Origin of the sequence: Streptomyces sp. NPDC058291 (assembly GCF_042880855.1) — a bacterium.
Classification (GTDB): Bacteria; Actinomycetota; Actinomycetes; order Streptomycetales; family Streptomycetaceae; genus Streptomyces.
The window spans coordinates 45522-59988 of the sequence record NZ_JBHVYK010000024.1 but is presented as its reverse complement, the minus strand read 5'-3'; the positions used below and the strand labels follow the sequence as shown (position 1 = coordinate 59988).

The 14467-nt window shown below is 68.6% G+C and carries 10 protein-coding genes and 3 pseudogenes; 9 read left to right on the top strand and 4 right to left on the bottom strand.

The window, feature by feature from the left end; translation table 11 throughout:
- Nucleotides 1-604 precede the first annotated feature (604 nt).
- Nucleotides 605-1528 carry a LysR family transcriptional regulator gene (locus tag ACFVYK_RS15200; protein WP_389773416.1) on the bottom strand — a complete coding sequence of 308 codons (924 nt, stop codon included), beginning with the start codon at nt 1526-1528 and terminating at the stop codon, nt 605-607.
- 71 nt (nt 1529-1599) lie between these two features.
- On the opposite strand from ACFVYK_RS15200, the gene ACFVYK_RS15195 reads away from it, so the two are divergent.
- Together ACFVYK_RS15195 and ACFVYK_RS15190 are read left to right on the top strand one after the other, a co-directional pair.
- A complete protein-coding gene (locus ACFVYK_RS15195; RefSeq protein ID WP_389773413.1) occupies nt 1600-2253 on the top strand; it encodes a maleylpyruvate isomerase family mycothiol-dependent enzyme in 654 nt (217 codons plus the stop codon).
- Nucleotides 2254-2477: 224 nt separating this feature from the next.
- The gene (locus ACFVYK_RS15190; RefSeq protein ID WP_389773410.1) at nt 2478-2984 is read left to right on the top strand and encodes an anthrone oxygenase family protein; all 507 of its coding nucleotides are present in this window, start codon (nt 2478-2480) and stop codon (nt 2982-2984) included.
- A gap of 209 nt (nt 2985-3193) precedes the next feature.
- Here ACFVYK_RS15190 and ACFVYK_RS15185 read toward each other — a convergent pair.
- A pseudogene (locus ACFVYK_RS15185) lies at nt 3194-3478 on the bottom strand (hypothetical protein); the annotation flags it as partial.
- Between the two features lie 951 nt (nt 3479-4429).
- Between ACFVYK_RS15185 and ACFVYK_RS15180 the strand changes: the two are divergent.
- The 6 genes and pseudogenes from ACFVYK_RS15180 to ACFVYK_RS15155 form a co-directional block, all read left to right on the top strand.
- The gene (locus ACFVYK_RS15180) at nt 4430-4906 is read left to right on the top strand and encodes a GntR family transcriptional regulator (RefSeq protein WP_389773407.1); all 477 of its coding nucleotides are present in this window, start codon (nt 4430-4432) and stop codon (nt 4904-4906) included.
- A gap of 89 nt (nt 4907-4995) precedes the next feature.
- On the top strand, nt 4996-5877 hold the full coding sequence (locus tag ACFVYK_RS15175; RefSeq protein WP_389773512.1) for an ABC transporter ATP-binding protein: 882 nt from the start codon (nt 4996-4998) through the stop codon (nt 5875-5877).
- Nucleotides 5874-6935 (top strand): ABC transporter permease, encoded by a 1062-nt coding sequence (locus tag ACFVYK_RS15170; RefSeq protein WP_389773404.1) that lies wholly within the window; start codon nt 5874-5876, stop codon nt 6933-6935. Before ACFVYK_RS15175 ends, ACFVYK_RS15170 begins: the two co-directional genes overlap by 4 nt.
- A gap of 71 nt (nt 6936-7006) precedes the next feature.
- The gene (locus tag ACFVYK_RS15165) at nt 7007-7327 is read left to right on the top strand and encodes a transposase (RefSeq protein WP_389773401.1); all 321 of its coding nucleotides are present in this window, start codon (nt 7007-7009) and stop codon (nt 7325-7327) included.
- 234 nt (nt 7328-7561) lie between these two features.
- Nucleotides 7562-7855: a hypothetical protein gene (locus ACFVYK_RS15160; protein WP_389773398.1), complete on the top strand. Its 294-nt coding sequence runs from the start codon at nt 7562-7564 to the stop codon at nt 7853-7855.
- Between the two features lie 857 nt (nt 7856-8712).
- A pseudogene (locus tag ACFVYK_RS15155) lies at nt 8713-8862 on the top strand (IS5/IS1182 family transposase); the annotation flags it as partial.
- Here ACFVYK_RS15155 and ACFVYK_RS15150 read toward each other — a convergent pair.
- Together ACFVYK_RS15150 and ACFVYK_RS15145 are read right to left on the bottom strand one after the other, a co-directional pair.
- Nucleotides 8840-9202: pseudogene (locus ACFVYK_RS15150) on the bottom strand (transposase family protein); the annotation flags it as partial. The pseudogenes ACFVYK_RS15155 and ACFVYK_RS15150 overlap by 23 nt on opposite strands.
- Nucleotides 9203-9306: 104 nt before the next feature.
- A complete protein-coding gene (locus tag ACFVYK_RS15145; protein ID WP_389773395.1) occupies nt 9307-10590 on the bottom strand; it encodes a phosphatase PAP2 family protein in 1284 nt (427 codons plus the stop codon).
- Nucleotides 10591-11831: 1241 nt separating this feature from the next.
- On the opposite strand from ACFVYK_RS15145, the gene ACFVYK_RS15140 reads away from it, so the two are divergent.
- On the top strand, nt 11832-14467 hold a 2636-nt coding region (locus ACFVYK_RS15140; RefSeq protein ID WP_389773392.1), incomplete at its 3' end, for a fibronectin type III domain-containing protein.

Sequence of the window (14467 nt, the reverse complement as noted above, 5' to 3'; positions counted from 1 at the left end):
GCGCCGACAAATACGTCGAACACCACCCCACCCTCGCCGGAGCCCGGCCCCGCCGCCACCACGACTGACCCGGACGGATGCAAAGGCCCGGGAGGACGTGTTCTTCCAGGGCAGCACTTGCGTTCATGGTCGACGCGGCTCCCGCGCCGCCCAGCTACCGCGCTCGCAGTCGTTACGGTTGCCTGGAACACCCGCCCACTGTCAACGCCCTGCGGGGGTCGCCCACCCCGGGAGCTCCGGCCGAACTGCTCGCAGATGCGCGTCAACGACCGTACGGAGCGATGGGCACCGACCTTCGAGGAATCGCGCCGGACGTTCTCCCCCGCCCCGCCGGTCGACGCGTCGCTCGCCTCCCGCCATGACGAGACCTGGTTCGTGGAGTCCGTGTTCGCCGAACGGCGGCTGTCCACGCCATGGGTACTGTGGCCATCGACCACCGAGGCGGACGCGGTGCGGGAGTGGCTGACGTGGGCATCGGTCGGGAGGGAAGGCGTCTTGCAGACAGGGCTTGCAGTAGTCCATTTGACCGTGCGGGGAGATGACGTTCGGGCTGTCATGCCACGGGTCTGCCGATTTGTCGTTGCTCGCTGTTTGACTCGGCCGGTCAGTCGGTTCCTGGGGCGGTGAGAGTGGTCCGCAGCAGGTCCAGGAGGACGGTGGCTGCGGGGCTGGAGGGGCCGTTCGTCCGCCAGGTCAGAGCGACCCGGCCGCGTAGCTGCGGTTCGGTGATCTCCAGCGTCCGCAGCCCGAAGGCTGAGGCCGCGCCGGCGGGCAGGGCCGGAACCACCGCCACGCCCAGGCCGCGGGCGGCGAGCTGTGCGAGGAACGGCGGGGCGGCTGCCTCGAAGGCGATGCGGGGCTGGAACCCGGCCTGCGCGCACGCGCGGTCGAGTACTCCACGGATGCCTGTGCCACGTGGCAGGCTGATCAGCGGGCGATCTCGGAGCTCGGCCAGCGCAATGCTCGTGCGGTCCGGGGGTGTGAGGGCGGGGTCGTCCGGGGCGACGGCTGCGACCAGGGGTTCGTCGACCAGGACCTGGAGGGAGATGCCCGGTGGGGGTTGATCGTCGGCGAGTCCGATCACGGCGATGTCGAGTTCGCCCCGGTGCAGCGAGGTGAGCATCCGCTCCGAGGTGTCCTCGGTCAGGGCGATCTCGACCCGGGGGTGGTCTTCGTGGAAGCCGGCCAGAACAGCGGCCAGGTCGAACTCAGGGGCGGCTGCGGCCGCGCCCGAGACCAGCCCGATCGCGACCTGGCCGCGCAGCAGCCCGGTGAACTCCTCCGCGGTCTGGCGTACCGCTTCGACGGCGGTGATCGCGGCCCGCGCGTACGGCAGTACGGCCTCGCCCACCTCCGTCAGGGTCACCGACCGGCCGGAGCGGTCGAGCAGCCGGTGCCCGAGTTCCTTTTCGAGCTGCCGGACTTGGGCACTCACGCCCGGCTGTGCGAGGTGCAGACGTGCGGCGGCGCGGGTGAAGTTGGCTTCCTCCGCGACCGTGACGAAGTACCGCAGCTGCCGAATGTCCATAACTGATCATTCTAGTTGCGAGACATGCAAACTCTTGGACTTATGATCGGGCTGCCGACAGCCTTGACGCCATGGGGAACACGAGGCACCGCAGACCAGCGGCGGAGACCAGAGCCGCAATCGCAGGCGAACGCCGGGAGCTGGCAGCCATGCTGGACGGCCTGTCGGCCGAGGAATGGGATGCGCCGACCCTGTGCGGGGGATGGCGGGTACGGGAGGTCGCGGCCCACATGACGACGGGGTTTCGGTATTCGCTCTCCAAGATCGCGTGGGAACTGGTCAGATCGCGAGGCAGCCTCCACCGGATGACCGATCGATGCGCCCACAAGGACGCGGCCGCCCATTCGACGCGTGAGCTGGCCGCATTGCTCCGTGACAACGCGGATCATCCCTGGAGGCCGCCGGTCGGCGGGATCGAGGCGGCCTTGGGCCACGATGTGATTCACGGCCTGGACATCACCGTCGCGCTGGGCCTGGGTCGCCGGGTTCCCGAGGATCGCGTGCGCATCCTCCTGGAGAGCGTCGACGCCAGGACCCTTACGCTCTTCGGAGCCGACCTGGGCGGCATCGAACTCCGCGCCGACGACCTCGACTGGTCCTTCGGTACCGGAACGCCGCTGTCCGGCGCCGCACAGGACCTCCTCCTGCTCGCCTACGGCCGACGGCACCCCCCAGGGCACCTCCACGGCGAGCTGAGCGACCGCTTCCTCGCTGCGCAGGCGTGACGGCGGCATTCCCCGGGCGGTCACCTGGATGCCCTGCCGGCCGACGACGACACCGCAGGAAGCAACCCCGCCCCGCCCTACGCCTCCCCGCTCTACGCCGTCCCGCAAAAGCCAGTGCCGTTGAAGTCATCCGGATCCTTCACCGGACCGCCGCAGAACCGTCAAGGCTCAGGTGTCTCGACCAGCCCTGGCCCCACACGCACCCATTCACGGAGCCAACGAACATGCGCATCAGACTCCTCCAGGGGCTCGCCCTCCTTGCCACCGGCCTCCTCGCCGGCGCATTCGGCTACGGCGCGGCCAACCTCGTTCCCACCTTCAACGCCGTACCCCTCGACATGCGGCTGTCATTCCACGCCGAGCTGATGAAGATGAACGGCATCACCATGCAGGCGGCGATGGCCGTCTCGACGCTGAGCTCCCTCACTCTGGCGACTCTGACACGCGGCCGCGCCCGGCTGATCGCGGGTTCGGCAGGCCTGCTGACCTTCGTGTCCTTCCTGATAACCCGGCTCGGCAATGTGCCGATCAACGGCCAGATCAAAGAATGGGCGCTCACCTCGGCGTCGGCCGACCACGCGGAGATCCTGCAGCGCTGGGAGCTGTTCAACAACCTGCGCACCATCACCGCCCTCACCGCGTTCGCTCTGCTGATCACCCTCGCTCTGAGGCAACCGCCGGCTGACCACGCTGCTCCGAAGAACCAGTTGGTGCCAAGCACCTCGGCCTGAGCACGGTTCGGTCCCCCCTGCGGGGACTCCCACGCCTCAAGGGTCGACCGGACCCTGCACCTGCTGATCACGGCAGCGGACTATCAGGCCACTGACCGGCTGTACACAAGGCATCGTCTTCCAAAGGCTGAACGACCCCTACCACCCTTCGGTGCGGGGCTGGCAGAAGTACAAGACGCGCGGCACGACGGAGGCGGTCGTCGGCGCGTTCAGCGGCCCTCTGACCGCTCCCCGGACGCTGCTTCTCGGCAGGTTACGACGAGGAAGGCTTCGTGGATGTCGGCTCGGCGTTCCCAGCGGATGCGCAGTCGTTGGAAGCCGTGGAGGCAGGCGAAGGGGCGTTCGACCACCCGTCGGTAGGTGCCCAGGCCGGTTCCGTGTCGGGTGCCGCGGCGGGTGATGGCCTGCACGATCCCGCGGCTGCGGACCGGCCCGTCTCGGGAAGCAGAAGCGCCCCGCGCGGCGAGGTGGCGAGCGGGACGTCGGATGGTTCGTCACCTGCCCTCCGGGCGCCACTCGTCGCGGATCCGCACCGGTCGGCGTACGGCAGCGCGAGCAAGAACAGCGTCGGGCAGGGCGTGCGGTGCTTGCGCATCGGACTGCCGGTTCAAACAGAATGATGCGCTGGTAAGCGGGGGGTGACTTGGTCTCGGTTCCCCGCTCCCTTCGCCGCGCAGGTGTACGGCCTCTGACCGACGGGGCGTCAAGGCCTGCCGTAGGACCTACCTATCGATGCCGGCGGGATATAGACAACATTAGGGTCATAGGGGGCAGAGGGGGTGCCGGGGTCAGGCGCGGCTGACCGAAGCCAGTCATAAAACTCGAAAATGCCCCACAATGGCAGGGCGATGAAAAGCCCCAGCACCAGCAGAACCTGGGCCCCAGCGAGGACCCGGTAGTTGCAGATCCTCATCCAATCTCTGGGAAGTCGGAGCATCAGACCTCGCTCTCGTGCGTCCCCGCCGTGAGAGACGGCACAGAGACCTGTTCCCGCTCAGCGGCCGTGGCGAACATGTGGTCGACGCTTCGCAGCGTCCCACGCCTCCCGGGCCCCCGAGCAGGGCCCTGCACGCGACTGCCCGTGATCTGGCGCCGTCCGGCTTCCGGCACGACGCCACTGTGCCCCCGCCGCGCCGCCGTCCGGTATGACGTCACCGTCCTCGCCGCGTCGCTGTCCGATCTGCTCCGGGACGGTCCCTCCGTGCCCGTAGGGTCGCCTCCTCGAAAATTCGGCCGACGAGTCGACTGGAGCTCTCGGCATCGGCAGGAGCCCGCACGGGGGCGTTCGAGGGGTTGGCGCGTTCCGTCTCCCCCGTTCGTCCGTTCACGCCATCTCCTTTCCTTTCGGCTGCTGGGGGTCCCTCCGGTACGCGCTGGTTTGACATTGCTGTGACCAACCGCCAACCTGCTTCTACTAGTTCACTAGTAGAAGGTGAATTCCTGTGGTGCGGTACCGCATCGACCGACGCAGCGGCGTGACCGCGTACATGCAGATCGTTCAGCAGACCAAGCAGGCGATGCGGCTGGGCGTGCTGGTCGCCGGGAGTCGGCTGCCCACGGCGCGGGAGGTCGTGGCTACCACCGCGATCAATCCCAACACCGTGCACAAGGCCTATCGGGAACTGGAGCTTGAGGGGCTGGTCGAGTCGCGGCGGGGGGCCGGGACGTTCGTGGTCCGCTCGCTCTCACGGCCTGAAACGGCGTCTGACTCAGCCCTGCGCGCGGGGCTGTGGACGTGGCTGCGGGAGGCTCACGCGACCGGACTCGACCGCGAGGACGTGACCGCCATGTTCACGGCCCTCATCGAGGAGTACGGGGCCTTTTCCCGGACGCCGGCGCCACAGGGGGAGACCTTCCTGGCGGCGCAGGACACCACGGCAGGAGAAGTGGACGACATGACGCATACGGAGGACGCAGGGTGAACCCCCTACACGAAGGCTCCACCACAGGCCTGGCATCGCACCAGAGCGCTGCGGAGGGCCGGGAGACACCGGCGCTCGAAGCTCGGGGGCTGGGGCGCCGGTTTCGTCGGAACTGGGCGCTGCGCGACTGCGACTTCCGTGTGCCCGCCGGGCGGATATGCGCTCTGGTGGGCCCCAATGGCGCGGGTAAGACGACTTTGCTGTCCCTGGCCGCTGACCTGATGGATCCCACCTGCGGTCAACTCCGGATCTTCGGCGACTCCCCCAAGTCGCCGGCCAGCCGCAGTCGTGTGGCGTTCCTCGGGCAGAGGAAACCGCTCTACCCGGGCTTCACCGTCGAAGAAATGCTGAGGACGGGGCGGGAGCTGAACCCCGGATGGGACCAGGCAAGAGCGGAGCGGCTGGTACGTCAGGGCGACATACCGCTGCACGCCGGGGTCGGCAGCCTCTCGGGAGGGCAGCGCACGCGCGTCGCACTGGCCCTCGCCTTCGGCAAGCGGCCTCGGCTCCTGCTGCTGGACGAACCGATGTCGGACCTGGATCCTCTCGTACGCCACGAGATCACGGGCGCGCTGATGAGTGAGGTGGCCGAGCACGGCACGACGGTACTGATGGCGACACATTTGGTCTCTGAGATGGAAAACGTGTGCGACTACCTGGTCACGGTGACCGGTGGCCAGGTGCGACTCGCCGGTGACGTCGACACGATCCTCGCCTCCCACACGCTGCTCGTGGGACATCACGCGGGCGAGGGCCTGCCCGCTGATCTCGCGCTGCACACGGTCGTGTCGAGGGACACGACGGGAAGTCAGCTCACCGCTCTGATCCGCCCACGGGGTCCTGTGGCGGACCAGTGGGTCCAGCACGAGCCGAGCCTGGAGGAACTGCTGATCGCCTACCTGGGCGCCTCCGGCGTTCCGCCCCTGCTCACCCCCAGCGCGCGCCTCGGCGCGAGTCAGGACGTCGCATGACCGCCACCGCAATCACCCGCGCAGTCGGCGTGCGCCGTCGCGGCCCGCACTTGTCAGGGCTGACCTGGCTGACCTGGCGTCAGCACCGCTCCGCCTTCTGGACCGGCATAGGACTACTCGCGGCGTTCGCCGTCTTCGTCGTGTCGCAGCGCTCCGCCATGCTCGCCTACATCGACGCCCACCACCTGGCCGGCTGCGTCTACGACGCCCCGGAAACCCGGTGTGAGGGGACGAACGCCTTCCGGAGCCGGTTCTACCCGGTCATGCACTACACCGGCCTGCTGGTCTCCTTCGTCCCCCTCCTCATCGGCGTCTTCCTCGGCGGCCCCTTGATCGCCCGCGAGCTGGAGAACGGCACGTACGAGCTGTCCTGCTCGCAGTCCGTAAGCCGCACCCGCTGGATCGTGTTCAAGCTCGGCGTGCCCGCTCTGGTCACGCTGATCGGCACCGGTATTCTCTCGGCGCTCTACACCTGGTGGTGGAGGCCGGCGGACACCTTGCTGCATGGGATGTACTGGTACCAGTCGCCACCGTTCAACATCGTCGGCGTTGTCCCCGTCGCGCTGTCGCTGCTCGCTCTGGTCGTGGGTGCGGCGACGGGCATGGTCCTGCGCCGTACGGTGGCGTCCATGGTGGTCACCAGCGCGGTCAGTGTCGCGGGCTGGCTGGCTCTCAACGTCCTGCGGCCTCATCTGTGGCCCGTCCGCGAGGACACCGCCCACCAGGTCACGGCCGACTTCGACGGCTCCGCCGCTCCGCTGGGCGAATTCATCCCGCACGGGTGGCCCCTGGACCTGCCCAGCAAGCCCTACAGCTCATGGGACGTCGATTCCGGCTATCTCACCTCCTCGGGACACCACTTCACCTCCAGTGCCTGCGGCGACCAGACCGAAGCCTCGGCCCACTGCCTCAAAGCGCACGACGTCGTGGGCGTGTGGGTCCAGTACCACCCAGCCTCCCATTTCTGGCCCATGCAGGGGGCAACAGCCGGGGTGATCCTCGCCGCGACAGTGACCGTCACCGCGTTCAGCATCTGGTGGGCACGCCACCGGGCGTGACCCCCGACTGGCTTCGTTGATCTCCAAGGGCTTCTGGCACAGATCTTGGGGAGCGGTCGCGGGGGGCGAGGGTGTCGTTGTCCGTCAGCCGCAGCACGGTGCTGCGGCTCGTCGAGGCGCTGCCCGAACCGAATCTGCCAGCCCCGAGAGTGGTCGGCGTCGAGGAGTACGCGACGCGCAAAGGCCGGCACTACGGCACGGTGCTGGTCGACGTCGAGACGCGACGGCCGGTGGACCTGCTGCCGGACCGGGAGGCATCGAACCTGGCCGCCTGGCTGGCCGAGAGGCCAGGGATCGAGGTCGTCTGCCGGGACCGGGCTCCGTTCTTCGCCGAAGGCGCCACCGTCGGGGCACCGCAGGCTGTGCAGGTCGCGGACCGCTGGCACCTGTGACACAACCTCAGCGAAGCCGCTGAACGGTGTGTCGCCGACCATCGGGGCTGCCTGCGTGGCACTGCGCCCGAGCCGCCCCGGCAGGTCAAGGAACCGGAAGAACCAGCTGACCCTACTGGCTCACCGTGGCCGACGGGCCACCGGTTCGCCGACAGAACCCGGGCCAACCATGCCGCTGTCCACGCTTTGCTGGCGGCCGGCCACAGCCGCCGTGCGATCCAACGCCAGCTCGGGATGACCTTCCACGGCCAGTGGCAGGGCCGCCCCTCCGTCCTCGACGAGCACAGGCCCTACCTGGACGACCGCTGGAACCAGGGCTGCACCAACACCTGGAGGGCATGGGAGGAGATCGTGCCACTCGGCTACACCGGCAGCTACCAGCGAGTTCGCGCCCACTTCCGCACCAAACGTCTTTCGGCCGATCCGCGCACCGCACCCCCGCCCTCACCCCGAACCGTCGCCAGCCGGATCCTGCGCCACCCGACTCCCTCTCCGAGGTCGAACAACTCCGGCTCAAGGCCGTCATGAGCCGCTGTCCCGAAGGGGAAGCCCTCACCGGACATGTCCGCTCCCTCGCCCAGATCCTCACCGGGCGACAGGGCCAACGGCTGCCCGAGTGGCTCGACGCAGTCCACCAGGACGACCTACCCGGTCTCCACACCCTCGCCGCCGGCATCGATCGCGACCGCGCCGCGGTCACCACCGCGCTCACGCTGCCCTACAACTCGGGCGTCGTGGACGGGCACGTAAACCGCATCAAGATGCTCAAACGCCAGATGTTCGGCCGAGCCGGCTTCGCACTCCTGATGAAACGAGTGCTCCTCGCTCCAAGACCGATGCCAACACGTGAAACGCTTCCGACAACGATCAACCCCACCGCAGGAGCCGCGAAGGCACCGCGCTGCTTTCAGACGATGCTCTCGCAGCCGTGGCTCGCGGATCGTCGCGTCGAGAAGAGCCACTACGAAGCTCACGTCAGGGACTTTCCCTCCCAGCCGTTCGCTGATCTGGGTTCTGCAGATCTGGATCTCGCTGGCGAGAACGGCCAGGGTCTTGCCACTGGCGTCGACTTGCACGCGCAGGAACTCGGCGAGCGCCTTCACCTCCGCGCTCTCATCGGCCGGAGCTTTTTCCCGGGCCGGCCGCCCCTCCCCCGCCCCACCATGATGTTCCCCTCAGCCTTCCCGGCATCCCGCGGCCTGAGCCGCCCTGCTGGTGGACCAGCCTGGCCACGGCTGAGCAGGGGATGCGTCCTGCTGCTGGCGGCCAAGTCCCTCTTCGGCCGACCGGCGCGGGTCTGGGCCGACGGCGGTTATACCGGTCATCTCGTTCGACTGGAGTGCGGCACAGCTCGGCGTTGCCCTCGAGATCGTCCGCCGCAGCGACCCCGCCGCTGGGTCGTGGAAAGATCCTTCGCCTGGCGCCTGCGCAGCCGGCGCCTGGTCCGGGACTACGAGCGGCGCACCGACACCGGCGAAGCCGTCGTCCTGTGGTCGATGGCCATGAGCGTTTTCAGCGCTGCCTCTCCAGGGTGAGGACGGCCTTGGCGATTGACGTCATTCGATTCGGACTGCATCGCGATCTTTTGAAGATCCGCCAGGACTTGAGGCGTGCCATTCCGCGTTCGACGGGCGCTCGGGACGTGGCCAGTGCACGGTGACCGTCCGTTCTGGCGGGGTCAGCTGCCCGCCGGGTGGGCGTCTGCGCCCGGTGGCGACCCAGGGTCCGGCGCCCGTGTAGGCGCGGTCGGCCAGGATGGGGACGCCCTGCCGTTCGCAGATCCGGATGATCCGATGAGTGCGGGCCGCGGGCAGGTCGTGGCACCGGCCCGGCAAAGGCCGGCGAGATCCACAGCACGTGCCCGGTTGGGTCCGTACGGCTGACCCAGCCATGGCCGACGAGACACAGCCGACCGCCCCCGCTGCCTGGCTGGAGCCTGACTGAGATGCCGTGTCTCGCTCCTCCGGTCGCACATCGGATCAGACCGGTTCGGGCTGTGCCTCGCGTCGCGGTTTTGGCGGGTGGGCCGGTACGGCCGTCAGTTCAGACAGCCTGGTGATCCGCGCATAGCCGTAGACCACTGAGGCCAATGCCAGCATGAGCAGTGGGCCGAAGACCCACGGATGGGCGGCCATCTCCCTCGACAGACAGCGGTAGGACGCCAAGAGGGCGGTGAAGACCGCCGCGCCGTAGACGACGAACCGCTTCGCCGACCGGTCCCAGCCGCGGTCGAGCGAGCACAGCGCCATATCGATCGTGAGGGTGAACACCACACCGGCGATGATGTCCGCCCCGTAGTGGTAGCCGAAGCCCAGGGTTGCGCCCAGCGTGGCGATCAGCCAGAACGCGCCTGCGAATCGCAACACCCATGGGCCCCTTAGGGCATGGATGAAGATCGCGGTGGCCCATGCCGTGTGCAGACTGGGCATGCAGTTGCGCGGGGTGGTCTCGTCGAAATGCATCGGCTGCGGAGTGCCGACCGGCGGCGGCGTGTCCGGCCACAGGTTGGCCACGGCCCAGTGCCCCCCGTCGGCACCGTAGGCGAAGACTGGTCCGACCACCGGGAAGATCATGTAGATGCCGGGCCCCAGCAGGCCGATGACCAGGAACGTGCGCACCAGATGATGGCCCGGGAAGCGGCGCTCGACCGCCACATGGCGCAGTTGATACAGCGCAACCGCGACCGCCGCAACCGCGAGCTGGATGTAGACCCATTCGAGAATGTGGGCGCCGACCGTGCCGGTGGCCGCGACGATCCGGCCCGCCAGCCACGACGGGTTGCCCAAGGCGTGATCGGCGGTGGCCACGTACTGGTCCAACACCGTCGGGCGGGTCTTGGACGTGATCAGCAGCCAGGCGTAGCCGGTCTTGCGGCCGGCCACCAGTAGCAGGGCCAGTCCCACGCCTTTCAGCAGCAGGACACGGTCCTGGCCGGTTCGGCGCGTGACGGCGATGACACCGCAGGCCAATGTCACGCACAATGCGCCGTTGCCGAACATCATCTCGGCGCCGACAGCCCGTCGCACGAGCCAGAAGACGACGTCGATGCCGATCGCCGCGCCGAGCGCGATGAGCCGCTGGCGCCAGGTGAGCACCACCATCATCAACGCCATGCTGGCGTACAGCACGGTTCCCGACCTGGGGGCGAAGATCACCTCTCGCACCTGGTCGGTGATCGGCCCCCGCTCGCCGTATCGACGCGAGGCGATCTCCAGTGCGATAAGCAATCCAAGGCCCACCACGGTCACGACGACCCGCAACATGCTGCGTGGTTGACGCCATGGAACCGCCCGAAGGCTGTCACCTATTCGCGAGGAATCTCGCATTATCCTAGATTTCAATTTTTAAGCCGATTTGTATATTTAAAGATTATTGTCATGAGCTCGACTATGCTAGCGGAGTAGGCGGCTTCGCTGATCCCCGGTATGTCGAAGACAGCGATCGGGGCCGGTCCCCCGAGGTTGCGGCGACCGGTTTGTCCTGGACCGGCATCACGATCTCCCGGACGGGACGGCTTCGGGAGTCACTGCATAGCCCTGCGGCTTGATCAATGTCGATGAGATTGGGAGTCCCTCACGGCCCGGCGAAGGGCTGGACGGCCGCCCATCGGCGAATCCTCTGATGCGGTCGCGCAGGACGGATTGACCGATGTACGGGGCGACGGTGGCGACGAAGTTTCCCCGTGATCTCGGACACGTGATCGTGATCAGCTGCTCGGACAACCACGCCATCAGGTCCGGTCGCGGTGTGGGTCTGCAGGCCGCAGGTGACGTGCAGGGAGCGGGTGCGGCGGTGCCACACCGTGTGGCGGCGCGTGGCCACCGGCGGGGTGTAGCCGCCGACCAGCAGCGTCTCTCCGTCACGGGACAGCCGCATGAGCGGCGGTTCCAGCCGGTGGCTGCCGAGGATGTTGGGAGGTCGTCCCAGGCCATCAGTCCGGCTACATCGAGGGCGCCGGGTACGTGGCGGAGTTCGCGGTGCAGTGTCTGGGCGAGGAAGTCCTCGCCCAGCGGGACTTTCGAAGAGTTTCACGGCGGGGTTCCCTGCGACGCCGTTGCCGGGGCCGGCCGCGGAACTGGCCTCCGACTCACTCTGTTCCGACCAAGGGGAAGTTGGCTTGGATCTGAGCCTGCGGACAACCCTCCTCCTGCTGGCCGCGTACCGGAAGAAGCCCCGCGCGTGACCTGAGCGGACAGCCTGCGGTCGATCTCTCTGAAGCCTGACCAGAGGGTCGGGGCGGAGGTCCTGAAGGAGGCGCTCTCGCGCTTCCTGGAGGTCTGAGCGCGCCCGGTGCTGCCCTCATTCTTGCACTCGGAGCTCGTTGTGAGGCGGCCCGCTCTCGCGGAAAGATCGACAGCGTTGTCGATACAGGACCCGCGGCCGGGCGGCGCCCGTGAAAAGCGCTGTTCACGCGCCTGTAGGAGTCCGCCTCAAGGAATTCGAAGGGAGCGCCGACGTGCGCACTTCAGGAGCGTTACGGAAGAGACGCTGGGCGCGACGCTCTGTGAGCGAAGGATTACTGGTTCTGCTGGTCTCACTGGCGTTGATGTTCACCACGGCCGCCGAACCCGCCGCGGCCCGGGGCACCGAGGCCGCGCCGGTCAAGGCGTGCGCCACGCACGCCACTTCCTTCACCGCCGATTCCGGCGACGGTGGGCCCGTGACCCTGCGCATGGGCTGCGCGCAGGACGCGGGGGCCCTTCGCCCGCTCGCGAAGAGCGACGACGACCTCGTCATGGCCTTCGACTTCCACGTGCCGGAACGCCGCCAACAGGCGCGCGACCTGACCAGGACGCTGGTCGAGGAGACGCGTGCCGACCAGCGCGCGGGAATGAGCCTGGCGGAGTCGTTCACCAAGCGCGCCCAGCGCGACAGCGTAGGGGTTTACCCGCCCCAGGGAGGAGGCCCCGACTTCGACGGGCAGGTGTACGCCGTCGACGACAGCCTCGTACTGATTGCCCCGGCGGGCGACATCGGCACCGCGGCGAACTGGTGGCAGAAGTGGATCGCCGCCGGCGTCTCTCTGGGCATCACCATCGCGTCCTCGGCGGTGTGCCTGCTCGCCTTCAACGTGGGGGCGCCCGCGGCCGCCCCGGTGTGCGGAGCCGTGGGCGGCGCGCTCGGCGCGCTCGTCGGCGAGCTGATGAACGCCTACTTCGACGGCAGGTCGCTCGGCGAGGCCGAGGTCTGGAAGGAGGCGTTGGCCGTCGCGATGTGGGGCGCGGTCGGCGGGGCCTTCGCCGGACAGCTGATGAACTGGGCCGCTGCCGGCACCACCTCCCTGATCACGCGGGTGCAGGTCTCCCTGCGGCACTTCGCCACCAGGATCAAGGCCTTCGGCGACGTGCTCACGTTCATGGCCGGCAGCATGGAGGGCATGGGCCCGAAGCTCCTGGAGGCCCTCGAACGGCTCCGCGGGATCGGCGGGACCGCCACGCCCCTGCGGGTGATGGTCGTGGGCGACTCCATGTCCCAGGGTGACGAAGGCGACTGGACCTGGCGCTACCGGCTGTGGCAGTGGTTCAGGAGCCAGCGCGTCGAGGTCGATTTCGTCGGCCCGTACAAGGGGACCAAGAGCCATTCCGACCCCGTCGGTCCCCCCGTGCCGCCGCTCCAGGGCGAGCCCACCCACCCCTCCGGCGAGAACCTGCCCGTCTCGGGCCGGTACGCCGCCGGGGTGGACGAGGGCTTCGACAGCGACCACTTCGCGGTCTGGGGGCGCCAGGCGGCCCAGGACAAGAAGCTGATCGGCTCGATGGTCACGCAGTACAGGCCCGATCTGCTGCTCGTCGGCCTCGGGTTCAACGACATGGGGTGGTTCGTCAGCGGCGCCCAGGGCACGCTCGACAGCGTGAAGACCCTGGTCGACAACGCGCGCGCCGCCAAACCCGACCTGCGGTTCGCCGTGGCCAACGTCCCCCAGCGGTCCGCCATCGGGGGCCGTGAGGACCTGCCCGTCACGACCGCCACATACAACGACATGCTCGCCAGGGCGATCCCGTCCTGGAGCACCCTCACCTCCCCGGTGGAGTCGGTCGGCTGGGCAGGCTCGTACGACTGTGCCCCCAAGGCGTGTCCGGCGGCGTACGACGGTCTGCACCCCAACGCCCTGGGCGAGTTCCAGATAGCGCGGGCCTTCGAGCAGACCCTGCACCGGCGCTTCGGGATCGGAAGCTTCGTCCCCGACGCTCCCCGTACGGTCCCGGCCCGGCCGACGCCCGCCGTGTCCGGTCTCGTCGCCGAGGCCGTCCCGAGCGGGATCAAGGTGACCTGGCAGCCGGTCTTCGGCGCCCACGGCTACACCGTCCGCAGCCGGATCGCGGGCAACGCCGTGTGGAGCGAGCTGCCGGTCGCGACGAACCGTTTCGACACGACCTGGACCATGGACGGTTGGAAGTGGGAGTACCAGGTCCGCACCGACAACGGTGACGACGGCACGTCCGCGTGGTCTCCGACGGTCAGCGCGGTCGCGGACCCCAGGACCGCGGCCCCACCCGAGAAGATCGTCAGCCGTCCCACCGCCACAGGCGTCGACGTGTCCTGGGACGCCCCGAAGGGCCCGTACACGGACACGATCGACCGCTACGAGATCATCCTTTGGGACAAGGACACCCCCGGCGCGTTCTTCCAGGGCACGGCGGTCAAGGGGAGGTCGGCGCACATCGACGATCTGAAACCCGGCCACCACTACCTCGTCGCGGTGGTCACCTGGAACGGGGCGGGCGGCGGCATGCCCGGCGTGGCCCGCTCGGTCACCGTCGGTGCAGGCACGCCGCCCACGCCGACGGACCTCAAGATCAGGGCCGTCGATGCCACGACCGTCCAGCTGGACTGGAAGGGCTCGAAGGAGACCGCCGGATACCGAGTCTGGGTACGGAACGTCACCGAGGGCGGCGCCTTCACGTCCGACGAGTACGTCACCGAGGACACCGGCCGGGGCATCGCTTTCCTGTTCCCCGGCTACTGGAACTTCGAGTTCTGCGTGACCGCGATCAACGGCGCGGCCGAGTCCGGCAGGTCGAACTGCGTCTCCCTTCCGGGCCCGCCGCCATCGGATCCGAACACGGGTGGCGGCCCGCCGCCGTCGGATCCGAACACGGGTGGCGGCCCGCCGCCGTCGGATCCGAACACGGGTGGCGG